The 23,502-nt window shown below is 60.7% G+C and carries 20 protein-coding genes and 1 pseudogene; 11 read left to right on the top strand and 10 right to left on the bottom strand.

What is annotated here, in order from left to right; translation table 11 throughout:
- Window positions 1-27 precede the first annotated feature (27 nt).
- The 3 genes from BSK43_RS17205 to xdhB all read left to right on the top strand — a co-directional run bounded on the left by BSK43_RS17205 (window position 28) and on the right by xdhB (window position 4,689).
- Window positions 28-804, top strand: coding sequence for a 3-hydroxybutyrate dehydrogenase (locus BSK43_RS17205; protein ID WP_077471859.1), 777 nt, complete (start codon window positions 28-30; stop codon window positions 802-804).
- Window positions 805-876: 72 nt separating this feature from the next.
- Window positions 877-2,346, top strand: a complete 1,470-nt coding sequence (xdhA, locus tag BSK43_RS17200) for a xanthine dehydrogenase small subunit (protein WP_077471860.1) — start codon at window positions 877-879, stop codon at window positions 2,344-2,346.
- Window positions 2,347-2,349: 3 nt separating this feature from the next.
- The gene (gene xdhB, locus BSK43_RS17195) at window positions 2,350-4,689 is read left to right on the top strand and encodes a xanthine dehydrogenase molybdopterin binding subunit (RefSeq protein WP_077471861.1); all 2,340 of its coding nucleotides are present in this window, start codon (window positions 2,350-2,352) and stop codon (window positions 4,687-4,689) included.
- A gap of 337 nt (window positions 4,690-5,026) precedes the next feature.
- Here xdhB and BSK43_RS35740 read toward each other — a convergent pair whose 3' ends face one another.
- Window positions 5,027-5,230, bottom strand: coding sequence for a hypothetical protein (locus BSK43_RS35740; RefSeq protein WP_077471862.1), 204 nt, complete (start codon window positions 5,228-5,230; stop codon window positions 5,027-5,029).
- A gap of 81 nt (window positions 5,231-5,311) precedes the next feature.
- On the opposite strand from BSK43_RS35740, the gene BSK43_RS17185 reads away from it, so the two are divergent.
- From BSK43_RS17185 to BSK43_RS17170, 4 genes are all read left to right on the top strand, one after another.
- On the top strand, window positions 5,312-6,229 hold the full coding sequence (locus tag BSK43_RS17185) for a LysR substrate-binding domain-containing protein (protein ID WP_068388571.1): 918 nt from the start codon (window positions 5,312-5,314) through the stop codon (window positions 6,227-6,229).
- Window positions 6,230-6,344: 115 nt separating this feature from the next.
- The gene (locus BSK43_RS17180) at window positions 6,345-7,583 is read left to right on the top strand and encodes a urate hydroxylase PuuD (protein ID WP_077471863.1); all 1,239 of its coding nucleotides are present in this window, start codon (window positions 6,345-6,347) and stop codon (window positions 7,581-7,583) included.
- Window positions 7,580-8,887 (top strand): guanine deaminase, encoded by a 1,308-nt coding sequence (gene guaD / locus BSK43_RS17175; protein ID WP_077471864.1) that lies wholly within the window; start codon window positions 7,580-7,582, stop codon window positions 8,885-8,887. The genes BSK43_RS17180 and guaD overlap by 4 nt, the downstream gene beginning before the upstream one ends.
- 47 nt (window positions 8,888-8,934) lie before the next feature.
- Window positions 8,935-10,074 (top strand): alpha-hydroxy acid oxidase, encoded by a 1,140-nt coding sequence (locus tag BSK43_RS17170; protein WP_077471865.1) that lies wholly within the window; start codon window positions 8,935-8,937, stop codon window positions 10,072-10,074.
- On the opposite strand, the gene BSK43_RS17165 is transcribed toward BSK43_RS17170, so the two are convergent.
- The 8 genes from BSK43_RS17165 to BSK43_RS17130 all read right to left on the bottom strand — a co-directional run bounded on the left by BSK43_RS17165 (window position 10,071) and on the right by BSK43_RS17130 (window position 15,647).
- Window positions 10,071-10,811, bottom strand: a complete 741-nt coding sequence (locus tag BSK43_RS17165; RefSeq protein WP_077471866.1) for a metallophosphoesterase family protein — start codon at window positions 10,809-10,811, stop codon at window positions 10,071-10,073. The two genes, BSK43_RS17170 and BSK43_RS17165, sit on opposite strands and share 4 nt — an antisense overlap.
- A 3-nt stretch (window positions 10,812-10,814) precedes the next feature.
- On the bottom strand, window positions 10,815-11,171 hold the full coding sequence (gene uraH, locus BSK43_RS17160; RefSeq protein ID WP_077471867.1) for a hydroxyisourate hydrolase: 357 nt from the start codon (window positions 11,169-11,171) through the stop codon (window positions 10,815-10,817).
- On the bottom strand, window positions 11,168-11,668 hold the full coding sequence (locus BSK43_RS17155; protein WP_077471868.1) for an ureidoglycolate lyase: 501 nt from the start codon (window positions 11,666-11,668) through the stop codon (window positions 11,168-11,170). Before BSK43_RS17155 ends, uraH begins: the two co-directional genes overlap by 4 nt.
- A gap of 7 nt (window positions 11,669-11,675) precedes the next feature.
- Window positions 11,676-12,038: a HepT-like ribonuclease domain-containing protein gene (locus BSK43_RS17150; protein WP_077471869.1), complete on the bottom strand. Its 363-nt coding sequence runs from the start codon at window positions 12,036-12,038 to the stop codon at window positions 11,676-11,678.
- A 69-nt stretch (window positions 12,039-12,107) separates the two neighbouring features.
- Window positions 12,108-12,605 carry a 2-oxo-4-hydroxy-4-carboxy-5-ureidoimidazoline decarboxylase gene (gene uraD / locus BSK43_RS17145; protein ID WP_077471870.1) on the bottom strand — a complete coding sequence of 166 codons (498 nt, stop codon included), beginning with the start codon at window positions 12,603-12,605 and terminating at the stop codon, window positions 12,108-12,110.
- A gap of 1 nt (window position 12,606) precedes the next feature.
- Window positions 12,607-13,530, bottom strand: coding sequence for an allantoinase PuuE (gene puuE, locus BSK43_RS17140; RefSeq protein WP_077471871.1), 924 nt, complete (start codon window positions 13,528-13,530; stop codon window positions 12,607-12,609).
- 118 nt (window positions 13,531-13,648) lie between these two features.
- Window positions 13,649-14,356 (bottom strand): DUF1045 domain-containing protein, encoded by a 708-nt coding sequence (locus BSK43_RS17135; RefSeq protein ID WP_077471872.1) that lies wholly within the window; start codon window positions 14,354-14,356, stop codon window positions 13,649-13,651.
- A 106-nt stretch (window positions 14,357-14,462) separates the two neighbouring features.
- Window positions 14,463-15,647, bottom strand: coding sequence for an FAD-binding oxidoreductase (locus tag BSK43_RS17130; protein WP_077471873.1), 1,185 nt, complete (start codon window positions 15,645-15,647; stop codon window positions 14,463-14,465).
- Between BSK43_RS17130 and mnmD the strand changes: the two genes are divergently transcribed.
- Complete coding sequence (gene mnmD, locus BSK43_RS17125) at window positions 15,646-16,380, top strand: tRNA (5-methylaminomethyl-2-thiouridine)(34)-methyltransferase MnmD (protein ID WP_077471874.1); 735 nt, start codon at window positions 15,646-15,648, stop codon at window positions 16,378-16,380. The genes BSK43_RS17130 and mnmD overlap by 2 nt on opposite strands.
- On the opposite strand, the gene BSK43_RS17120 is transcribed toward mnmD, so the two are convergent.
- Complete coding sequence (locus BSK43_RS17120; protein ID WP_077471875.1) at window positions 16,377-19,622, bottom strand: response regulator; 3,246 nt, start codon at window positions 19,620-19,622, stop codon at window positions 16,377-16,379. The two genes, mnmD and BSK43_RS17120, sit on opposite strands and share 4 nt — an antisense overlap.
- 216 nt (window positions 19,623-19,838) lie before the next feature.
- Here BSK43_RS17120 and BSK43_RS17115 point away from each other — a divergent pair, with 216 nt between their 5' ends.
- From BSK43_RS17115 to BSK43_RS17105, 3 genes and pseudogenes are all read left to right on the top strand, one after another.
- Window positions 19,839-21,425, top strand: coding sequence for a trimethylamine methyltransferase family protein (locus BSK43_RS17115; RefSeq protein WP_077471876.1), 1,587 nt, complete (start codon window positions 19,839-19,841; stop codon window positions 21,423-21,425).
- Between the two features lie 144 nt (window positions 21,426-21,569).
- Entirely contained in the window at window positions 21,570-21,893 is a 324-nt protein-coding gene (locus tag BSK43_RS17110; RefSeq protein WP_077471877.1) for a hypothetical protein, read from the top strand.
- A 323-nt stretch (window positions 21,894-22,216) separates the two neighbouring features.
- Window positions 22,217-23,502 (top strand): annotated as a pseudogene (locus tag BSK43_RS17105) (DEAD/DEAH box helicase); the annotation flags it as partial.

The raw sequence follows: 23,502 nt of genomic DNA, 5'->3' as shown, positions 1-23,502 counted from the left end.
GACGCTGCGCTGTCCAAGGAGAAGATCATGGCTAGAACAGTTGTCGTCACCGGTTCCACGAGCGGTATCGGCCTTGCCATCGCCACCGCCTTCGCCGCCAAGGGCGATAACGTCGTCATCAACGGCTTCGGAAAGCCGGAAGAAATCGATGCGATCAAGAGCAAGCTTGAAGCCTCCGGCGGCGGCAAGGTGATCTATCATCCCGCCGACATGACAAAGCCCGCCGAGATCGCCGACCTGATCGCCACAGCCAATTCGACCTTCGGCAGCGTCGATGTCCTCGTCAACAATGCCGGCGTCCAGCATGTCGAGAAGATCGAGGACTTTCCGATCGAGAAGTGGGACCAGATCATTGCGATCAACCTGTCCAGCTCCTTTCACACGATCCGCGCCTCCATTCCATTGATGAAAGCCAGGAAATACGGCCGCATCATCAACATCGCTTCGGCGCATGCCCTCGTCGCCTCGCCCTTCAAATCCGCCTATGTCGCGGCAAAACATGGTATATTGGGCCTGACCAAGACGGCAGCGCTCGAGCTTGCCGAGTTCGGCGTCACGGTGAATGCCATCTGCCCCGGCTACGTGCTGACCCCGCTTGTCGAAAAGCAGATACCGGACACGGCCAAGGCGCGCGGGATGACCGAGGAACAGGTCAAGGCCGAAGTCATCCTCAAGGCGCAGCCGACGCATGAATTCGTCAAGGCCGAAGAGATCGGCGCCTTGTCGCTCTATCTCGCCAGTGACGAGGCGCGCCAGGTCACCGGAACACACGTCTCGATTGACGGTGGCTGGACCGCGGCATAACGATAGACGGTTAGGGCCGGCTTCGCACAGGCGCTTCCGGCCCCGGCCAACGACAGAGAATTCGGGAACGACATGAACGACAGCATCCGCTTTATCCTCAACGGCGAGGATATTACGCTCTCCAATCTGCGCCCCACCGAGACGCTGCTCGATTTCCTGCGCCTGAAGCGCCGCCTGACGGGAACGAAGGAGGGATGCGCGGAAGGCGACTGCGGCGCCTGTACGGTGCTGGTCGGACGGTTGATCGACGGCGGCCTTCACTATGAGTCGGTCAACGCCTGCATCCGCTTCGTCGGCTCGCTGCATGCGACCCACGTCGTCACTGTCGAACATCTGGCTGCCCAGAATGGCACGCTGCATCCCGTGCAGCAGGCCATGGTCGATTGCCATGGCTCTCAATGCGGTTTCTGTACGCCGGGCTTCATCATGTCGCTCTACGGCCTCTGGCTCTCGACCGAAAAGCCGAGCCGGGCTCAGATCGAGAAATCGCTCCAGGGTAACCTCTGTCGATGCACCGGCTACGAGCCCATCGTCAAGGCGGCCGAACTGGTCAGCGAGAAGCGCCCGAGCGCCCTCTTCGATCCGCTTGAGAAAACCAGGGCCGATATCATCGCACGCCTCTGGCCGATGCAGAGCCACGACACCATTACCGTAACCGAAGGCGAGAATCGCCTGATCGTACCCGGCTCGGTCTCAGCCCTGGCGCAAGTGCTTGCGGACGAGCCGAAGGCAACCGTGGTCGCCGGCTCCACAGACGTCGGCCTCTGGGTGACCAAGCAGATGCGTACGCTCAACCCGGTGGTTTTCATCAATCATTTGGGTGAGCTGCAGAGGATCACTATCGAAGATGACGGTCTGACCATCGGCGCCGGCGTCACCTATAGCCGCGCCTTTGCTGCCATCGGCGAGAAGATCCCTGCGCTTTCAGGCTTGATCAACCGCATCGGCGGCGAGCAGGTGCGCAACATGGGCACCATCGGCGGCAATATCGCCAACGGCTCGCCGATCGGCGATTCCCCGCCGCCATTGATCGCCCTTGGCGCAACCGTCAGGCTGCGCTCGGTGGCCGGGACGCGCAGTCTGTTGCTCGAAGATTTCTTCATCGACTACGGTAAGCAGGATCGCAATCCCGGTGAATTCGTCGAAAGCATCTTCGTGCCCTACCCCGCCGACGATGTGCATTTTGCCGTCTACAAGATCACCAAGCGCCGCGACGAGGATATTACGGCCGTGCTCGGCGCCTTCCATCTGGTGCTCGATGATGCCGGCAACGTCGCTGATATCCGCATCGCCTTCGGCGGCATGGCCGCGACCCCGAAGCGCGCCCGCACCGTCGAGGCCGAGCTGATTGGCAAGCCCTGGACGGAAGAGACCGTCACGGCCGTTCGCCCCGCCTTCGATGCCGATTACAAGCCGTTGACCGATTGGCGCGCCACCGCCGAATATCGGCAGCTGACCGCCAAGAACCTGCTTCTCCGCTTCTATCTGGAGACATCCGGTGCGCCGCAGGAGCTGAAACGCTTCGCAACGGCGGAGGCTTGAACCATGGATAAATCCGCTTTCGAAGAACGCAAGGTCGTCATCAACGGCTCGATGCATGGATCGCTGAAGCATGATTCAGCCCATAAGCACGTGACCGGAGCCGCCGACTACATCGACGATATTCCCGAACCAGCCGGGCTGCTGCATGGTGCGCTTGGCCTCTCCGACCGCGCCCATGCCGAACTCGTCTCCATCGATCTTTCAGCCGTGAAAGCCTATCCCGGCGTCGTCTGGGTCTTTACCGGCGCCGACGTTCCCGGCGTCAACGACACCAGCTCCAACGGCATGCATGACGAGCCGTTGCTCGCCGAGACCAAGGTCGAGTTTCACGGCCAGCCGATCTTCGCCGTCATCGCCGAAACGCGCGATGCGGCCCGTCGCGCCGCTCGCCTCGCCAAGATTGACTACCGCGACCTCACGCATTGGAGCGATATCGATGGCGCACTCGCCAATGGCGCACCGCTCGTCTACGAGCCGATGACGCTGAAGCGCGGCGAGCCCGAAACCGAAATGGCCAACGCCAAGCACCGCATCAAGGCGCAGATGCGCATCGGCGGCCAGGAACACTTCTATCTCGAAAGCCATATCGCCATGGCGATCCCCGGCGAGGACGATGAAGTCACCGTCTGGTCGTCCACCCAGCATCCGAGCGAAATCCAGCATATTGTCGGCCATGTTCTGAACATTCCGTCCAATGCCGTCACGGTCGTCGTGCGCCGCATGGGCGGCGGCTTCGGCGGCAAGGAAACGCAGGGCAACCAGTTTGCGGCGCTGGCCGCCGTTGCCGCCAAGAAGCTCAGCCGCGCCGTCAAGTTCCGCCCCGACCGCGACGAGGATATGAGCGCCACCGGCAAGCGCCACGACTTCCTGGTGGATTACGAGGTCGGCTTCGACGATGACGGCCGCATCCATGCCGTCGACGCCACCTATGCCGCGCGCTGCGGCTTCTCCTCCGACCTATCCGGCCCGGTCACCGACCGCGCGCTGTTCCATGCGGATTCAAGCTATTTCTATCCGCATGTGCACCTGACATCGAAGCCGCTGAAGACGCATACCGTTTCCAACACCGCCTTTCGCGGCTTCGGCGGCCCGCAAGGCATGGTCGGCGGCGAGCGCATGATCGAAGAGATCGCCTATGCGCTCGGCAAGGACCCGCTGGAAATCCGCCGCGCCAACTTCTACGGCCAGCCCGGTTCCGGCCGGACGCTCACACCCTATCATCAGGAAGTCACCGACAACATAATCAATCGCATCGTCGATGAGCTGGAAGAAACCGCCGATTATCAGGCAAGGCGCAAGGCCATCATCGAGTTCAACCGCTCCAGCCGCTTCATCCGTAAGGGGATCGCGCTGACACCGGTGAAATTCGGCATCTCCTTCACCATGACCGCCTTCAACCAGGCGGGCGCGCTGGTGCATGTCTATCAGGACGGCTCCATTCACCTGAACCACGGCGGCACCGAGATGGGCCAAGGCCTTTATACGAAGGTCGCGCAGGTGCTAGCCGATAGCTTCCAGGTCGATATCGACCGGGTGAAAATTACTGCGACGACGACTGGCAAGGTGCCAAACACATCGGCAACGGCAGCCTCCTCCGGCTCCGACCTGAACGGCATGGCCGCCTATGACGCCGCCCGCCAGATCAAGGAAAGGCTTGTCGCCTTCGCGATCGAGAAGTGGGGTGTCGGCGCAGAGGAGGTACAGTTCCTGCCGAACCGCGTTCGCGTCGGCGACACCGAAATTCCCTTCCCCAATTTCGTCAAGCAGGCCTATTTCGCCCGCGTGCAGCTCTCCGCCGCCGGTTTCTACAAGACGCCGAAGATCCATTGGGATCGCAAGGCCGGCCGCGGCACGCCGTTCTATTATTTCTCCTATGGCGCCGCCTGCTCGGAAGTCTCGATCGACACGCTGACCGGCGAATATCTGATCGATCGTGCCGATATCCTCCACGATGTCGGCCGCTCCCTCAATCCGGCAATCGACATCGGCCAGGTTGAGGGCGCCTTCGTGCAGGGCATGGGCTGGCTGACGACCGAGGAGCTCTGGTGGGATGCCAAGGGCCGTCTGCGCACGCATGCGCCCTCCACCTACAAGATCCCGCTCGCCTCCGACCGACCGAAGATCTTCAACACACGCCTTGCCGAATGGTCCGAAAACACGGAAGCCACCATTGGCCGTTCCAAGGCTGTGGGTGAGCCGCCCTTCATGCTCCCGATCTCGGTGCTTGAAGCATTATCGATGGCGGTTGCGAGCGTTGCGGATTACCGCGTCTGCCCGCGCCTCGACGCGCCGGCAACGCCGGAACGGGTACTGATGGCGGTGGAGCGCCTGAAGGCGATGTGATGGCTATCTTGCCAGACAAAAGTGGCATGCAGAAAGTCGGAAGCCACAAAGCGAACTCGTGTTTGCCGCAGCAAGCCCCCTCTGTCACTGTCGTGACATCTCCCCCACAAGGGGGGAGATCATTGGGAGTTTGTCGCGCCACCTGACAAAACATGGCAACGTTGTTTCCACGAGCAATCAATTCGTTTGATACTCGTGGAGGCTACGGGCTACCAATCTCCCCCCTTGTGGGGGAGATGTCACGAAAGTGACAGAGGGGGTATACGCCCCCAACATTGACAAGCTCGGAAGTCATCGCCGCCCTGACGGCCACCGATCCTTCGACAGCATCTTCAGCCTATCGCAACCGAACGTCGTCATAATGCGGCTCGCGCCCGTCCAGGAAACCCAGATCGCGTTTCACCCGGTCCGGCATGTCTTCAAGATCCAGATGCGGGGATGGCTCGGCATGTCTGGTGAAGACCTGCGCCAACGATTCCAGAATCCGAGCGAAGCCTGAAGGCTTGGCCACTTCTATCCGTTCCACAGCATAACAGTCCATGACAACACCTCAATTCAATCAACGATATGAATTGCACTTTGCTGCCAAAAATGCTGAAATTCCAATCGAACTATCGTCTGGATGCATAAAGAGAACTTATCCATGAAGCTGTCGAAACGCTTCCCGTTGAATGCCCTGCGCGTCTTCGAGGCTGCCGCCAGGCTCGGCAGTTTCACCCGCGCCGGCGACGAGCTGGGCATGACGCAGACGGCCGTCAGCTATCAGATCAAGCTGCTTGAGGAGACCGTGGGCGAGCCTCTGTTCCTGCGCCGCCCGAGGCAGATCGAACTAACCGAGACCGGGGAGCAGCTGGCGCCAAAAGTAGCCGAAGCCTTTGCCATGTTGCAGGATGCCATGGCCTCGATCAGCGGCGACGCCGAGACCACGCTTCTCATCCATTCGACGCCGACCTTTGCCTCCCAATGGCTCGCACGCCATCTCGGCTCGTTTCAGCTCAAGCACCCCAAAATCGCCGTTCGACTGTCGACCTCAGGCTCGATCATCGATTTCGCTCGCGAACCGTCCGACATCGCCGTCCGCGCCGGCTTGGGCACATGGCCCGGCCTGCGTGCCCACTTGTTGATGAAAATGACCTTCACGCCCATGCTGAGCCCGGCGCTGGCAGAGACGATCGGCGGCGTGCACGAGCCGGCTGATCTCCTGAAGCTGCGCATCATCGATGCGGGTGATCCATGGTGGGTTACATGGTTCCAGGATGCCGGCGTTACCGACCCCGGCCTTCAGGGCAGGCCGCGAAGCAGGCTGGGCGCGCAATCCTTCGAGGCAAGTGCTGCTTTGGCCGGTCAGGGTGTCGCGGTTCTCACCCCCGAATTCTATGCGGAAGAGCTTGCTTCCGGACGGCTGATCCAGCCTTTCGATATCCTTTCGACCGACGGAGCGGACTACTGGGTCGCCTATCCGGAAAACAGGCGCCATACACCGCGCATCCGAGCCTTCAGGGACTGGCTCCTCACCGAATTCGGCCGACCGCTGGAATAATGTGGGCGGGCATTCGCCAAGACCACGGCTTTTGGCGCGCCTATCAAACTCTCCGCTTCCATCCGACCTCAACATTTTGCAAGGTGTCGAGTCGAAAGAGAAGAAGGGGAACCGCATGTACGAGTATGCCATAGCGTGGGAATGGCTGGCTTTTGCCGCCCGCTGGTTCCACGTCATAACCGCCATTGCCTGGATCGGTTCGTCCTTCTATTTCATCGCGCTCGATCTCGGGCTGGTGAAGCGCCCGCACCTTCCGCCTGGTGCCTATGGCGAGGAGTGGCAGGTTCATGGCGGCGGTTTCTATCATATCCAGAAATATCTCGTGGCACCCGCGCAGATGCCGGAGCATCTGACCTGGTTCAAATACGAGAGCTATTTCACCTGGCTTTCCGGCTTCCTGATGATGTGCATCGTCTATTATGGCGGCGCCAATCTCTTTCTCATCGACCGGCATGTGCTCGATGTCAGCGTACCCGTCGCCATCCTGATCTCTCTCGCCTCGCTCGCCGGCGGCTGGATCGTTTACGACCTGCTCTGCAAATCGCCGCTTGGCAACAATACCTGGGGCCTTATGGCGGTGCTTTACGCCGTGCTGATCTTCATGGCCTGGGGCTATACGCATCTGTTCACCGGCCGCGCCGCCTTCCTGCATCTTGGCGCCTTCACCGCGACGATCATGTCGGCCAACGTCTTCATGATCATCATCCCCAACCAGAAAGTCGTCGTCGCCGACCTCATCGCCGGCCGCACGCCCGATCCGAAATACGGCCGCATCGCCAAGCAGCGCTCGCTGCACAACAACTACCTGACGCTGCCCGTCATCTTCTTCATGCTGTCGAATCACTATCCTCTGGCTTTCGGCACGGCCTACAATTGGGTCATCGCGGCGCTGGTCTTCCTGATGGGCGTCACCATCCGTCATTGGTTCAACACCACGCATGCTCGTAAGGGCCGCCCGACCTGGACCTGGATCGTCACGCTCGTCCTCTTTATCGTCATCATGTGGCTTTCGACGGTGCCGAAGGTGCTGACCGGTGAAAAGGATGCCAATGCGGTCGCTCCCGCCTTCCAGCAATTTGCCTCGGACGCGCATTTCCCGGCCGTCAAGCAGATGGTCTCGACACGCTGTTCCATGTGCCATGCGGCAGAGCCCGTCTATGAGGGAATTGTCCGGCCGCCGAAGGATGTGATGCTGGAAAATGATGCGGAAATCGCTATGCATGCCCGGGAGATCTATATCCAGGCCGGCCGCAGCCATGCCATGCCTCCGGGCAACGTCACCGAAGTGACGCCCGAGGAGCGCAAATTGCTGGTCGCCTGGTTCGAAAGCTCCATCGGAGAAAAGAGCCAATGACCATCCTTCTGCGCGGCCGACTGCTGTCCTTCAAGCGCCTGCCGCAAAGCCTCGATGATATCGGCAGCTACGCTTACGAAAGCGACGGCGGCCTGCTGATTGAGAACGGCATCATCGTCGCCACCGGCCCCTATGCCGACATCAAGGCGCAGGCGCCGGAAAATGTCACCGCAATCGACCACCGCCCGCATCTGATCCTGCCGGGGTTCATCGATATGCACCTGCATTTCCCGCAGATGCAAGTGATCGCCTCCTATGCCGCCAACCTCCTGGAATGGCTGAACACCTATACTTTTCCCGAGGAATGCCGCTTCGTCGAAAGCGCGCACGCCGAACGTATCGCCACGCATTTCTACGACGAATTGATCCGCCATGGCACGACAACGGCCGTTGCCTATTGCTCCGTGCACAGGACCTCCGCCGACGCCTTCTTCTCCGAAGCCATGCGCCGCAACATGCGTATGGTCGGCGGCAAGGTGATGATGGATCGTCACGCGCCTCAGGGCCTGCTCGATACGCCTGAAATGGGCTATGACGAGACCCGCCAGGTGATATCAGACTGGCACGGCAAGGGCCGCAACCACGTCGCTATCACGCCGCGCTTCGCCATCACCTCGACGCCGGCGCAGATGGAGGCGACGGCTGCGCTTGCCCGCGAATTCCCGGACCTGCACATCCAGACGCATCTTTCCGAGAACCACGACGAGATCGCCTTCACCTGCGAGCTCTACCCGGAAGCGATCGACTATACCGACATCTACGACCGCTACGGCCTGCTCGGGCGCAAGAGCCTGTTCGGCCACGCAATCCACCTTTCCGAGCGCGAGGCCGATGCCATGAGCGAGGCAGGCGCGGTCGCCGTCCATTGCCCGACTTCGAACCTCTTCCTCGGCTCCGGCCTCTTCCCGTTGAAGGCACTGGCACGCCGCGAAAAGCCCGTTCGCATCGGTGTTGCCACCGATATCGGCGGCGGCTCCAGCTATTCCATGCTCAGAACCATGGATGAGGCCTACAAGATCCAGCAACTGCTCGGCGAGCGCCTGAACCCGCTGGAAAGCTACTATTACATGACCCGCGGCAATGCCGAGGCGCTCTCCCTCGTCGACAAGATCGGCACGCTCGACGCTGGCACCGAAGCCGACCTGATCGTCCTCAACGCCGCCGCGACACCGGCGATGGCGCTGAAGATGGAAGTGGTGAAGAGCCTCACCGAAGAACTGTTCCTGCTGCAGACCATGGGCGACGACCGTGCCGTCGTCGAAACCTACGTCGCCGGCAAGCCGATGAAATCGACCCTGAAATAAGGCAAACCGAACCCACCACACGACAACCACCGAGAAGGCAGACAGCCATGACCGCGCCGCTTACCATCGCCGAACTGAAGACGCTCGCGCAGCGGCGCGTACCGAAAATGTTCTTCCAATATGCCGATTCCGGCTCGTGGACGGAGTCGACCTATCAGGCGAACGAGGCGGATTTCGCCAGGATCAAGCTGCGCCAGCGCGTGCTTGTCGACATGTCTGATCGATCTCTGGCAACCACGATGGTCGGCCAGAAGGCTTCCATGCCGGTAGCACTCGCACCGACCGGCCTCACCGGCATGCAGCACGCCGATGGCGAGATGCTGGCGGCGCGCGCGGCAGAAGAATTCCGCATTCCCTTCACGCTCTCGACCATGAGCATCTGCTCGATCGAGGATATCGCGTCGGTCACGAAGCAGCCCTTCTGGTTCCAGCTCTACGTCATGAAGGATCGCGATTTCGTCCTGAATTTGATCCAGCGTGCCAAGGCTGCGAAATGCTCAGCTCTGGTGCTGACGGCCGATCTGCAGATCCTCGGACAGCGTCACAACGACATCCGCAACGGACTTTCCGCGCCGCCGAAAATGACGGCGAAGAACGTCTGGCAAATGGCGATAAGGCCGCGCTGGTGCATGGAGATGCTGAAAACGAAGCGCCATTCCTTCGGCAACATCATCGGCCATGCCAAGGATATTTCCGACATGACGACGCTGTCGCATTGGACGCATTCGCAGTTCGATCCCAAACTCTCCTGGAGCGATGTCGCCTGGATCAAGGAACAATGGGGCGGCCCGCTGATCATCAAGGGTATTCTTGACCCCGAGGATGCCAGGGCGGCCGTGGATACCGGCGCCGATGCCATCATCGTTTCCAACCATGGCGGCCGTCAGCTCGATGGCGCTCACTCCTCCATCAGCATGCTGCCAAGGATCATCGACGCCGTCGGCGACAAGATCGAGGTGCATATGGATGGCGGCATCCGTTCAGGTCAGGATGTGCTCAAGGCTATCGCTTACGGTGCCAAAGGCACCTTCATCGGCCGCCCATTCCTCTACGGCCTCGGCGCCATGGGCAAGGAAGGTGTGACGCTGGCGCTCGAAATCATCCGCAAGGAGCTGGATACTTCGATGGCACTTTGCGGCAAGCGCGATATCAAAGCGGTCGGGCGGGATATTCTCGCCGATCTCTAGCGCAACCAGCCTGTCGCCAGACCGCTTGCCCATTCGGCGCGGCCCTTCTGCATCGCCAGTTCGGCCATCGCCCGATGATCATAGGCCACATTTCGGAAGACCGGCAGCCAGCTATCGCCCCGCTTTTCCAGAATAGCATAGGAGGCGAAGGGATGGCCGGCCTCCACCTTGTGATAGTAAGGCAGATCGTCGTCATAGGCCGGGCAGCCGACGCTGCCGGGATTGACGATCAGGCGCCCGCCGGAAAGGTGAACGGCACGCGGAATGTGGCTGTGGCCGCACAGGATCAGCGGAAACTCGACGCCGTCAACAAGCGCTTCGATCTCTTCCAGCGGCTTCAGATAGACATGACCGTCCGGCGAGACGGATTCGAGCCAGTAGACGTTGTCATTGGCGGGAGCGGCGTGGCAGAGATAGGCTTCGTTCTGGTAGACGGTGCTGAATGGCAGGCTACGCAGCCAGTCGAGATGACGTTCGTTCAATTCCGCGTAGGCCACGCTATCGGAGGCGTGCATCGCCTCAGGCGCCTGCTCGATCAGGTATCGATCATGGTTGCCGCGAACCGTCACGGCATCGAGCCCCAGCAGGATATCGGCGGTCTTTCCCGCCGTCAGCGGCCCGCTGAAGCAATCGCCAAGATTGACGATATCGGTGATGCCTTGCTTTCGGATATCCTCAAGCACCGCCTCCAGCGCCAGATGATTACCGTGAATATCCGCAATCACAGCAAAGCGCATATCTCAGCTCCCGCGATAGGTGGAATAGCCATAGGGCGAGATGAGCAACGGCACATGATAATGCGCCGTTATGTCGGTAATGCCGAAACGGATCGGCACGAGATCGAGAAAGGCCGGCTCCGTCAGCTTCGCACCGCTCGCGCGCAGATAGTCACCGGCTTGGAACAGCAGTTCATAGGTGCCGGCAACGAAGCTGTCCCCGATCAGGATGGGTCCGCCGTCGACACGCCCGTCCGAATTGGTTGTCACCGTCTTCAGATGGATACGGGCATCCCCCTCGATCCTGAAAAGATCGATCACCAGGCCTTCGGCCGGCTTGCCGAGGGCTGTATCGAGCACATGGGTCGTCAGTCCGGTCATAGCGTTGGTGCTCCGATGATGAAGGGGGTATCGAAGAAGAATTCCACCAGGTTGTTTCCCGGCCCGTCGCGGTCGACGACGAGGAAATCGCTCTGCTCGCCAAGCGCCATCAATGGATAATGCCAGACTTTAGCGCGGTAATTCACGCCCTGATCGCCGCGTGCAAGGAAGATCTCCGGCTTGCCCGGCTTGCCGTCCTCATCCCGCGCAACGACCACCAGGAAGGGCCGACCGTTGAGCGGCACGAAGGCCTGGCTGCCGAAGGGGTGATGCTCCATCATCTCGATCGCATAGGGAAAGGCGCGCGGTTGGCCGCGAAAGATATTTAGGATCACCCGTGCCCCATCGCCGATGGCCTCGGCGCTGGCAAGCCCGTGAAAACGCTCCGTCGTACCGCCATTGATGAGCCGCAACGTCGTCGGATCGGCCTCGATCACATCGCCGAATGGTGTGAATGCCGCCTTTGTCAGGGGGCGAATGTCCAGTTGCTGTGTCATTCTATGATTATTCGCCTTCCGCTCGCCAATGGCGAATGGAGTCCAGGAGTGAGAGCAGGTCCGGAACTGAGGTCCGCGCCATATCCCATAGAGCCGTCAGCTCGATGTCGACATAGCCCTGCGCAATTCGATTCCGAAAGTCGCCTAGCGCATGCCAAGGCAGATCCGGATGGTCAACGGTAAATTCGGGATATTCCTCCGAAATGCGCAAGGCCGCTTCGCCCAGCAACGTCAGATTCATACCGACGGCACGTTGTTTCTCGAGGTCATCGAAAAAGGCATCTCGATCAACTCCGTGCAGAAACGAGCCGATTTCGGACGCGGCCCGCTGCATGCGATCGAGATAGGTAACCAGCCGATCCAAACTCATGTCACACACCCTCTTTCAGCCAGATATCAAGTCACGAGAGGGGCTGAAAGTGGCAGCACTCTCCGCATCTCAGCTTTCCGGAAGCAGGGATTGCAGGCGCAACAGGGCGATCTTCTCCACCTGCGCCGTTGCCGTCGCAAACTCCGCCTCACGGTCGTTGCCAACACGCGTCTCGAAAGCGGCCAGAATATCGTCCTTGCCGAGACCCTTCACCGCAATAATGAAGGGAAAGCCGAACTTGGTTACATAGGTAGCATTCAGCTCCGTGAAGCGGGCATGTTCTGTGGGGCTCAGCCTGTCGAGCCCGGCGCCGGCCTGCTCCTTGCGGCTGTCCTCGGTGAGCTCGCCGGCAATCGCCAGCCGGCCAGCCAGATCGGGATGAGCTCGCAGGACGCCAAGCCGCTCATCCGCATTCGCCGCGCGGAAAGACGTCGTCAGGCCCGCATGCACACCACCGGATGTCAACGGCTCGAAAATGGCCCCGGCATCATAAGCGCGCTCGGCTATGAAGGGAGAATGTTCGAAAACGCCACCGAAGCGGCTCACAAATTCGTCGCGCGATACCATCTCAGCGCGCGCCTCCAGGGAGATGCTGCTCGTACCAATGGTTGGCGATCTCGACGCGCCGGGGGATCCAGACCTTATCATGCTTCAAGACATATTCGATGAAGCGTCGCAGCGCTGCGGCTCGACCGGGGCGGCCGACGAGACGGCAATGCAAGCCGACGGACATCATCTTCGGGCTGCCCTGCTTCCCCTCCTCGTAAAGCGTGTCGAACGCATCCTTGAGATAGGTGAAGAACTGGTCGCCGGAGTTGAAGCCTTGCGGCGTGGCAAAGCGCATATCATTGGTCTCAAGCGTGTAGGGAATGATCAGGAACGGCTTGCCGTTCACCCCATCGACCCAATAGGGCAGATCATCGGCATAGGAATCGGAGGAATAGAGGAAGCCGCCCTCCTCCATGACGAGCCGCAGCGTATTGTCTGAGGGTTTGCCCTGATACATGCCGTAAGGCCGCTCGCCGGTGATCTCGGTATGCAGCCGCACCGCCTCGAAAATGTGCTTGCGCTCAAGATCCTCCGAAAAATCCTTGTATTCCAGCCAGCGATAGCCGTGGCTGGCAATCTCCCAGCCGGCCTCTTTCATCGCGGCAACTGCCTCGGGATTGCGCGCCATGGCAAGCGTCACGCCATAGACTGTTGTCTGAACCTTCAGCTCGGTGAACATGCGCCACAGCCGCCAGAAGCCGGCACGCGAGCCATATTCGTAGATCGATTCCATATTGAGATTGCGCTGGTTCGGCCAGGAAGCGGCGCCGACGATCTCGGACAGCAGATTTTCCGACCCCGGATCGCCGTCGAGAATGCAGCTTTCCCCGCCCTCTTCATAATTGATCACGAACTGCACTGCGACGCGCGCGTCGCCAGGCCATTTCGGATCGGGAGTGTTGCGGCCATAGCCGATGAGATCACGGGAGTAGTTTTCCGACATTGAAGCACCTTCTCGAATAAGGAGAACGGTAGCACCCGTGCCGCGAATGTCGAGACGGAAAGTAGGAAAATCACTTTCTCTTCAATGGCAAGCCGCCAATACGACCCGCACCGCTGGCCTAGGCAATCTTGCGGGCGCTGACCTTGCCCATCGGATGCAGGGAATGCACCCGGAAGGGACCGCCTGCACCATCTTCCATCATCAGCGCGATGTTGGAGACGGGAATTGGTGCCGCAAGCGATGGCTCGAAGAAGTCACGCAGCGACCGCTCGATCCGCAGCATATCGCCGGGGCTGATCGTGCCAGTCAGCATCATCTGAAAGCGAAATTCATCCATCACATGCGGATGGCCCCAACGGTGCAAATTGGCAAATTGCGTCGCCGAAAGACCGTCCGGATCGATACGTTCGATCTCGGCCTCACTCAGTGGTGCGCGATAGTGGTCGAAAGCCTGAACCAGCGACGCGGCGAGAAAATGCATCTGCTGGCTGGGTGCGGACGGCACGAGGCCTAAGGCGCCGCTGAGCCGTGCGACTTCAAGCCGTGGAATTTCGAAGGGCGCGACCGAGCCGGAAAACCGCATGAGATCGCGCAGCAACGCCGCCTCGGACACATCTTCCGCCAGGCGGAAAGGCGCCTTCAACGAACCCATGAAGCCATAGCGGCGGGGAACGGCAGTATAGAAGGCGATCTCATGGATCCCGAGGCCGCGCACCGCGGGCGGATCGACCATCTCGCCGGAATAGACGTTACGGCCGAGCCAATTTGCGGCCACAAGCGTCAGCGGATCGCTCGCGGACGGCGTGAAGCAAATGGCATAGCGCATAAAATCTCCTCCCAGGCACGACAAACCGGCTGACCGAGCGGGTTGCTGACGGCCAAGCAGATAGGTGATTTGCGTGACAAATTGACGACCTGAAGGGGGCGTATATTCACATTTTGTGTGATACGACTGCAATATGACTTGCCAGGGTGAATGTCTGCGGCAACTTGAAGCAAGACGGCATGTCAACTGCCTCGCATACAGCCGCTTCCGCCAGCCGATGCGCCAATCCGAAGCTCACCTTGAAACCGCCCGTCAGTGCGATCAATGAGGGATGAACGGGATGCGCGCCGACCATCGGGTCACGATCGATCGCCTTCGGCCGCAGACCGGCCCAACGCTCGACGACCTCAGCTCCCAGCAAGGCCGGCGCCATCGAGCGGGCTGCGGCCAGCAGATCATCCAACTGGCCATCCGTAGATAGCGGATCTTCGAACCGGTTCTCGCTGGTGCTGCCGACGGCAACCATTCCGCCCTCATGCGGGACGATATAGAGGCCATCGCGAAAGATCACCGGCAGGCTGGCGTCGACATCCGCCTTCAGCAGAGCCGCCTGCCCTTTGACGGGTTGACCCAGAGGGGATTTGCGATCGAGGGTCAGTCCGTCGAGTATCGGGAAAGAGCTGTGTCCGGCCGACAGGATGCAGCGGGCAAACAAGATATTACCTTCACTCGTGGTCGCCACGCCTCTGTCCGGATCGATACCCTGGACGCTCACGCCCTCAAGCAGCCGGACGTGCCTGGCACCCGCAAGAAAGGCCAACAGCGCTTTCAATAGAGCACGCGGGGAGACACGTGCCGCCAGCGTGTCGAAGACAAATCCGCTTTCGGCGGCCGCAGGATCAATCCAGCCGGCAACAGGTGCCGCGTCGAGCACATGCCAGTGAAACTCACGCCCTCCCTGGTGCCAATGCGTTTGCGCATCCCGCGAATGACCAAGCGCGATCTCCCGCAGATGCGGCTTCGGCAGCGGGATCAGGCGCCCGGCGCGACGGTAACCGGCGGAAAGCCCGGCCGCCGCTTCCAGCACCGCAACTTCTTCTTCCAGAGCCACGAGCGCGTCGAACTGAAACTGCTTCTTCTCGGACCACTTGTCCGGCATATGCGGCATCAGAGCGCCGAGCAGGCCACCGCTTGCGCCCTGTCCAAAACGACCGGCATCGACCAGCAGCGTTCGAATGCCGAGGCGCTCGGCATGAACGGCTGCCCACAAGCCCATGATGCCGCCACCGACGATCAGAAGATCGACAGATGATTGACCGGCAGGCCCCGGAGGATTATCGGCTCTTTCCATGACAGATCCAGTTTCCGATCGGACGCAGGCGTCCGAAACCAGCGCGGCAAGCCCGGAGCTCGAATGGCGCGACGGCGATATGCCCTATTCGCCGGCTTTTGGCGATCATTTTTATTGCCAGACCGACGGCCGGCTGGAATGCGGCCATGTCTTCCTGGCCGGCAATGGCCTGCCGGCGCGCTGGCAAGAACAGCAGAAATTCCTCATCGGCGAGCTTGGTTTCGGCACCGGCCTGAATTTCTGCGAGACGTGGCGTCAATGGCGCCAGCAAGCTGGCCCTGAATCCGAACTGCATTTCATGTCCTTCGAACTCTACCCGATGCAGGCTGATCAGATCGATCGCGCCCTGTCGCACTGGCCCGAGATCGATCGCGAACGGCAGGCCCTCGTCGCCGCATGGCCCGGCGATCCCCAAGGCATCGTCTCGCTGCAACTCGATGCCCATACGCGCCTGACCGTCGTCTGCGGTCCAGCGCTCGAAGGGGTCAGCAATGCAGAATCCGGCTTTGATGCCTGGTTTCTCGATGGCTTCGCGCCATCACGCAATGCAGACATGTGGTCGCCGGAGCTGATGCAGGCCCTTTACGACAAAACCGTCCCGAACGGCACCTTTGCCACCTACGCCGCCGCAGGCTTCGTGCGCCGCAATCTGCAGGCAACGGGTTTCACCGTCGAGCGGCGGCCGGGCTTCGCCGGCAAGCGAGAAATGCTCTGCGGCGTCAAACCGGCCTAACTGTTGAAGCGTCCGGCCTGAAAAACCGCATCGCCCAGCCAGCGTTCGATCTTGGCCTCGAGAAGTTCCGGGCTGATCGGCTTCGACAGGCAGTCGTCCATGCCAGCCTCCATGCACATCGCGCGATCGACCTCAAGCGCCTGCACCGTCACGCCGATGATCGGTACATGCCAACCCTGCCCGCTCTGCGCCTCGAACTGCCGAATCATTCGCGTTGCCTGATGACCGTTCATGACCGGCATGGAGACATCCATCAGGATCAGAGAGGGCCGCAATTGGCGCCAGGCATCCACAGCCGCCTCGCCGTTTTCCACGACAAGAAAACGCAGGCCAGTCGCTTGCAAGATCTGTGTGAAGACGATCTGGTTAACCTCGTTGTCCTCGGCGACGAGAACATCGATCGCGTTGCCAGGTCTCGCCGAGGCCAACTGTTCGGTCGCCTCGATCGCGGCGGCAGCTTCCGCCTCTATCGGCATAGTCCGGGTGACAGGGCTTGGCTGACCGATCATCTTGCGTCGACGTGACGTGCGGACCACGTCGATAACTGTGCTGCGCAACGCATTGGCCCGCAACGGCTTCATCAGATGCGCTTGACCGTTGACCGCGGTCAGCTCCTTGTCGTAGCCGACCACCCCCATCGATGTCAGAAACATCACCGGCAGGGAAACGAACCGAGGATCGGCACGGATAGCGCGTGCGACCTCATAACCATTCATATCAGGCATGCTATAGTCGATAATCATGGCATCGACCGGTACGCCCATGCCGAAAGCGGCGTCCAGAATGGCAAGAGCGGTACTGCCGCTCTCGGCCGCATAGCCGTCGAAGCCCCATTGCACCAACTGTTCGGTCAGGATGCGCCGCTGGATCTCATTGTCCTCGACGATCAGGATGCCGGCATTCTTGACGTCCGCAGGCAGATCCAACGGTTTGCCGCGATCAACGACCAGCGGCACGGGCAGATAGACCGTAAAGACGGAGCCCTTGCCCCATTCGCTTTCCACCGCTAGCGATCCGCCGAAGAGTTCGACCAGGCCGGCCGTAATGGCAAGCCCGAGGCCGGAGCCTTCGAGGCGCCGCGCAAAAGAAGAATCCGCGAGCGAGAATTTTTCGAAGATGCTGTCGAGCTTCCCATCCGGAATACCGATGCCGGTGTCCTCGACGCGCAGCATCAGCGAGACGTCTTCGCTGAAGATCGGCTGGCTGCCCAGCTCGACGAGAACGTGGCCACGCTCGGTGAATTTTATCGCATTGCCGACGAGATTGGTGACGATCTGGCGGAACCGCCCGGCATCCCCAAGCACTGCTGCCGGCACATCGGGCGCAGCGCGCATGATCAACTCGATATTCTTCTCCGACGCAGCCGCCGCCAGCAGCGTCGTGATATCCTCAACCGCCTCCACCGGATCAAACGCCATCTTGCGCAGATGCATCGCGCCCGTGTCGATCTTTGAGAAATCGAGCACGTCGTTGATGATGGTGAGAAGCGCATTGCCCGATTTGACGATGATATCGACGAATGTCTTCTGCCGCGCGTCCAGATCGGTCTTGGCAAGCAATTCCGCCATGCCGAGAACGCCATTCATCGGCGTACGGATTTCATGGCTCATATGGGTCAGAAATTCAGACTTCGCGCGATCCGCGGCGTTGCTGCGGGCCAGCAGAAGCTGCAGCTCCGCCTCTCGCTCCTTCATATCGGTGACATCGGTCAGCACGACGGTCCAGCGGCGATGACCGCCGATCGCGCCGTCGAGCTGTATCCAGCGACCGCCAACGACCTGAAATACGCAGGAGATCGGCGTGCCCGCTGCAATGCTCTCGCTCCAGGACTGCCGTATTGTTTCCGCGTCGTCACCGTAATCTCCGCGTGCGGCGCAGTAGTCAAAAGCGGCGGACCAGTCCTTGCCGACCTCCAGAAGCTCCGCCGGCAGCTTCAGCATGTGCTGAAGCCTGTCGTTTGCCAGCATGATCGTACCATCCTGCACGATCAACAGCCCCTGCGACATGGCCTCCATCGCATCCGCCATGAGCTCACCCAGTCGCTCCAGCGCAAGCCGCGTCTCGGTAATCTCCTGTGATTGCTGCTTGACGGAGGAAATGTCCGTGTAGGACATCAATGTCCGGCCATTGGAAATGCGGCGAGCGTCGATGATGACAGATTTGCCGTCGGCGAAATTCACTTCCGTCTGCAGATGTGGCCCTGCCTTGCGCAGCGCAGCCAGACGCGCCTCATAGATGTCGTCGACGCTGCGATCCGAGCCGAAGCGTTCCAGTTCAAAATGCTTGGCGATCAGATCACGATAAGGCCGTCCCTCGAAACGCTCGTCCTTCGGGAATTCCGAGATGTCGTACCAGGCATCGTTGACGTATTCGACGATGTAATCGCTATTATGGATCAGAACCCCGATCGGCATCGAGCGAAGGATATTGTCGAGGTCCTGATGCAACGCCTCGGCGCGGGCTTGCGCTTCGATCAGTTGCATCTCTCGCTGTTTCAGTGCCGACGTATCGGCGACAGAACCTATCGTGTAATGCTTGCCATCAGGTGTCGTCGCGCGATTGACGCGGATCTTGACGGGGCGTTTCACCTGCTGCCGATCGACGATTTCGCTTTCGAATTCGTGCTCTCGCCCTTCCCTCAGCGCAGCCTCGTTTTCCGCAAAGAATTCGTCGGCGCCGACATCGAACATTTCATGTTCGGTCTTGCCGAGCATTTCCTCGCGATCGAGGCCGATGATGGCCGCGTGGGCTGCATTGGAATAGATCAGCCGATGGTCGGCATCGCGCACGAAGGTCGCGACCGGCAGATCCTCCAGAACAGCACTGAAAAAGCCTACATCATCGGCCTTCTCTCGCACTTGACCCGCAGGCGAGACCTTGCCCGAGACAGCCGGGGTGTCGAGAAACATCCCGAAGACATAAACACGATCTTCAGAAGCCGAGAAGCTTTCGATCTGAATGCCCGAACGCCGACGTCCTGTGGCGTCGAAGCACAGCGTTGTTTCCTCGGAGCCGAAGACGAGAGCTCGGCGCTCCTTGTCTTCCCTCTCGGCACTCTCACCAGCGTCGAGGAGATCGTGGCTGCGATTGCCGATGAAATCGGAGATGTCGCGGCCGAAAAAACGCGCATAGGCCTCGTTGACGGCGACGTAGCGTAGCTCGCTGTTCTTGATGTAGGCAGGCCTGTCCAGACTGGCGATCCGGCGGCACGCTATCTCCAGCAGTTCACCGTCCAAGGTCAAACGGAGCCTCTCTTCTCAGCGCGCATAGTGGTTCATCAAACGACGCTCTATCACGAACCGCTTTAACAAGGCGTTAACCATGATTAACCGATAGGGCAGCGTCGCGTTCAGACTACACACTATCCTATAACGGTCATGTCTTGGTCGCAAACGACGACGGTATTCACGCCCGATCTCTGCCAAGAATCCTCCAGCGGATAATCGGGAGTGAGTGCGATGAGCGACGAAGGAAACCTGGCCCTGAGCGAACTGGAAACAGCGGCGGTACCGGCCGAACGGCGTCGACGTGCTGGGGGACGAGGCGCCGAGCGCAGCCGCAAGCCGAGCAGCGCGAAGTATCTGAACCTGGTCAATAATCTTTCCCACACGGAGCTTCTGTCGCCCGAAGCCCTTGATGATATTCACAATGCGTCGCTGACCATTCTCGAAGAAATCGGCATGGACATCATCCTGCCGGAAGCGCGCGAGCGCATGAAAGCAGCCGGCGCCGATGTCACGCCTGGCAAGGAGCGCGTCCGCTTCGACCGCAACATGATCATGGAGTTGATCGCCTCCGCTCCCTCGACCTTCACCCTGCACGCCCGCAATCCTCTTAGAAATGTCGAAATCGGCGGCCGCAACCTCGTCTTCGCCCAAGTCGCCTCGGCTCCGTTCGTTGCCGATCGCGAAGGCGGCAGAAGAGCGGGCAATCAGGAAGATTTCCGCAAGCTGATCAAGCTTGCCCAGTCCTTCGACGTCATCCACATGACCGGCGGCTACCCTGTCGAACCGATCGATATCCATGCCTCGGTGCGCCATCTCGACTGCCTCTCCGACATCGTGAAACTCACGGACAAGGCGTTCCACTGCTATTCGCTCGGCCAGCAGCGTAATCTCGACGCGATCGAGATCGCTCGCATCGGTCGCGGCATCAGCATGGAGCAGATGGAGCGCGAGCCCTCGCTCTTCACCATCATCAACTCCTCCTCGCCGCTGCGCCTGGACGGGCCGATGCTGCAGGGCATCATCGAGATGTCGTCGCGAAACCAGGTCGTCGTCGTAACCCCCTTCACACTGGCGGGCGCCATGGCGCCGGTGACGATCGCCGGCGCGGTGGTGCAGCAAAATGCCGAGGCGCTGTGCGGCATCGCCTTCACCCAAATGGTGCGCAAGGGCGCGCCGGTCATGTATGGCGGCTTCACCTCGAATGTCGATATGAAGACGGGTGCGCCTGCTTTCGGCACGCCAGAATATATGAAGGCTGTCATTTGCGGCGGCCAGCTCGCCCGCCGCTACGGCATCCCCTATCGAACCTCCAACACCAACGCCTCCAACACGCTCGACGCACAGGCCGCCTATGAGTCGGCCCTTTCCCTCTGGGCCCTGACGCAGGGCGGCGGCAATTTCGTGCTGCATGCGGCCGGCTGGAGCGAAGGTGGTCTCACCGCCTCCTTCGAGAAGTTCATCCTCGACGTCGACATGCTGCAGATGGTCGCCGAATTCCTGACGCCCCTGGATGTCAGCCAGGATGCCCTGGCGCTCGACGCCGTGCGCGATGTCGGCCCGGGCGGACATTATTTCGGCACCGCGCATACGCTCGCGCGCTACGAGACCGCCTTCTATTCACCGATTCTCTCCGACTGGCGAAATTACGAGACCTGGACAGAGGCCGGGCGGCCCACAACCTACGATCATGCCAACCGCATCTTCAAGGAAACGCTTGCGCGTTACGAGCAGCCGCCGCTTGATCCCGCAGTCGAGGAAGAGCTCGACGCCTTTGTCGCCAGGCGCAAGAAAGAGGGCGGAGTTCCCACGGATTTCTAAAGGGAAATCAAACGCTTTCCCTCATTTCATCATGAACGAAATTTAATGTTGCGGCCCTCTTTTTAGCCGCGAGTTCGCCCCGATTCCCGCGCACCGTGAGGCTCGGCTTCGGCTGGGAAGCCAGTGTTTGGGAAAGGGATGTCAATGTCTGTGCTTCGTACTTTAACAACGGCCGGCTTGATCGCGCTGACACTCGGCAGCGCTGCCGCCGTAACCACCACCAACGCCGCCGCCTCCGAGCGCGGCGCCATCTTCGGCGGCCTTGCTGCCGGTATTGTCGGCGGCGCGCTCGCGGCCGAAGCGGTAAGGCCGGCATACCCGGCCTACTACTCCGCATACCCCGCCTATCCCGCTTATTATGCCGGCCCTGCCTATGAGCGCGTCTATGTGCGCCCCTATCCGAGCTGCTATTGGGCATGGCGTCACGATGGCTGGGGTCGCCCATATCGTGTGGAGGTCTGCCGCTAGGGTTTAGAGCGCAGAAGCCTGCCTTCAGAAATTTCGGGATCAAGGATGCTGCCGGATTTCCGGCGGCATATGCACATCTATGAAGGAAAGCACCCGCCACCCCTTGACTTTGGTCGCGAATAAGACCAAATGCGCCTCAGCTTTCACCTTCCGGCCGCCGCGTGAGCGTGCCCTGCGGGACTTAGACGTACGCAAGAGAGGGACAAAAGCGCTTTATATAACGAGACCGCACCCAAGGCGGTCAGATGCGCTGGAAAGCTTTTTCCAACTTACAAGTTCCCACTTCACGCGGGGTTCTTGACGCCAGAGACAGACCGGACCGCATGGTGCGATCCGGCCTATTTGCTTTGGCGCCCCCGAAAGGTATTGAATTGACCGATTTTCACTCGCTTGGTCTTTCCAAGCAGATCGTCGATACGCTGTCGCAGAACAACTTCTCCACCCCGACGCCGATCCAGGCGCAGGCTATTCCGCTCGTTCTCCAGGGCCGCGATCTCGTCGGCCTCGCTCAGACGGGCACCGGCAAGACCGCCGCTTTCGGCCTGCCGATCATCGAAATGCTGTTGAAGGACGCCAAGCGCCCGGACAACCGCACCGTCCGCACGCTCATCCTCGCCCCCACCCGCGAACTGGTGAACCAGATCGCCGACAACCTGAAGCTCTTCGTCCGCAAGACGGCGCTCAGGATCAATGTCGTGGTCGGCGGTGCCTCGATCAACAAGCAGCAGCTGCAGCTTGAGCGCGGCACCGACATTCTCGTTGCCACCCCCGGCCGTCTGCTCGACCTCATCAGCCGCCGCGCCCTGTCGCTCGGCCAGGTCAGCTACCTCGTCCTCGACGAAGCCGACCAGATGCTCGACCTCGGCTTCATCCACGATCTGCGCAAGATCTCGAAGATGGTCCCGGCCAAGCGCCAGACCATGCTGTTCTCGGCCACCATGCCGAAGGCAATCGCCGATCTCGCCGCCGACTACCTGACCAACCCGGTCAAGGTCGAAGTCTCGCCTCCGGGCAAGGCTGCCGACAAGGTGGAGCAGTATGTCCACTTCGTGTCCGGCCAGAACCACAAGACCGAGATCCTGAAAGAAACGATCTCCGCCAATCCGGATGGCCGCGCCATGGTGTTCCTGCGCACCAAGCACGGCGCCGAGAAGCTGATGAAGCATCTCGAGCACGTCGGCTTTGCCGCCGCCTCCATCCATGGCAACAAGAGCCAGGGTCAGCGCGAACGGGCCCTCAAGGGCTTCCGTGACGGCGAAATCCGCGTTCTCGTCGCCACCGACGTTGCCGCCCGCGGCATCGACATCCCCGGCGTCTCGCATGTCTACAACTACGACCTGCCTGAGGTACCGGATGCCTACGTCCATCGTATCGGCCGCACCGCGCGCGCGGGCCGCGACGGCATCGCCATCGCCTTCTGCGCTCCGGACGAAATCCGCCTGCTACGCGACATCGAGCGCTGATGGGCATCGAAATTGCCGTCGCCAGCGGCGAAGCCTCCAGCCGATCGCGCCGTCCGACCCGTGGCAACAACCGTGGCGGCGGTCAAGGCCGTGGCGGTCAGGGCCAGGGTCGTGGTGGCGCAGGCCAGGGACGTGCGGAAGGCCGC

The sequence above is a fragment of the Rhizobium sp. P44RR-XXIV genome (genome assembly GCF_001999485.2).
Classification (GTDB): Bacteria; Pseudomonadota; Alphaproteobacteria; order Rhizobiales; family Rhizobiaceae; genus Rhizobium.
Note: the sequence above shows the minus strand (reverse complement) of the source record. Positions and strands in the feature narration are given on the sequence as shown.

Coding starts and splice junctions, on each gene's coding strand:
- BSK43_RS17205 (WP_077471859.1), top strand. CDS start 28: ATGGCTAGAACAGTTGTCGTCACCGGTTCCACGAGCGGTATCGGCCTT.
- xdhA (WP_077471860.1), top strand. CDS start 877: ATGAACGACAGCATCCGCTTTATCCTCAACGGCGAGGATATTACGCTC.
- xdhB (WP_077471861.1), top strand. CDS start 2,350: ATGGATAAATCCGCTTTCGAAGAACGCAAGGTCGTCATCAACGGCTCG.
- BSK43_RS35740 (WP_077471862.1), bottom strand. CDS start 5,230: ATGGACTGTTATGCTGTGGAACGGATAGAAGTGGCCAAGCCTTCAGGC.
- BSK43_RS17185 (WP_068388571.1), top strand. CDS start 5,312: ATGCATAAAGAGAACTTATCCATGAAGCTGTCGAAACGCTTCCCGTTG.
- BSK43_RS17180 (WP_077471863.1), top strand. CDS start 6,345: ATGTACGAGTATGCCATAGCGTGGGAATGGCTGGCTTTTGCCGCCCGC.
- guaD (WP_077471864.1), top strand. CDS start 7,580: ATGACCATCCTTCTGCGCGGCCGACTGCTGTCCTTCAAGCGCCTGCCG.
- BSK43_RS17170 (WP_077471865.1), top strand. CDS start 8,935: ATGACCGCGCCGCTTACCATCGCCGAACTGAAGACGCTCGCGCAGCGG.
- BSK43_RS17165 (WP_077471866.1), bottom strand. CDS start 10,811: ATGCGCTTTGCTGTGATTGCGGATATTCACGGTAATCATCTGGCGCTG.
- uraH (WP_077471867.1), bottom strand. CDS start 11,171: ATGACCGGACTGACGACCCATGTGCTCGATACAGCCCTCGGCAAGCCG.
- BSK43_RS17155 (WP_077471868.1), bottom strand. CDS start 11,668: ATGACACAGCAACTGGACATTCGCCCCCTGACAAAGGCGGCATTCACA.
- BSK43_RS17150 (WP_077471869.1), bottom strand. CDS start 12,038: ATGAGTTTGGATCGGCTGGTTACCTATCTCGATCGCATGCAGCGGGCC.
- uraD (WP_077471870.1), bottom strand. CDS start 12,605: ATGGTATCGCGCGACGAATTTGTGAGCCGCTTCGGTGGCGTTTTCGAA.
- puuE (WP_077471871.1), bottom strand. CDS start 13,530: ATGTCGGAAAACTACTCCCGTGATCTCATCGGCTATGGCCGCAACACT.
- BSK43_RS17135 (WP_077471872.1), bottom strand. CDS start 14,356: ATGCGCTATGCCATTTGCTTCACGCCGTCCGCGAGCGATCCGCTGACG.
- mnmD (WP_077471874.1), top strand. CDS start 15,646: ATGACAGATCCAGTTTCCGATCGGACGCAGGCGTCCGAAACCAGCGCG.
- BSK43_RS17130 (WP_077471873.1), bottom strand. CDS start 15,647: ATGGAAAGAGCCGATAATCCTCCGGGGCCTGCCGGTCAATCATCTGTC.
- BSK43_RS17115 (WP_077471876.1), top strand. CDS start 19,839: ATGAGCGACGAAGGAAACCTGGCCCTGAGCGAACTGGAAACAGCGGCG.
- BSK43_RS17110 (WP_077471877.1), top strand. CDS start 21,570: ATGTCTGTGCTTCGTACTTTAACAACGGCCGGCTTGATCGCGCTGACA.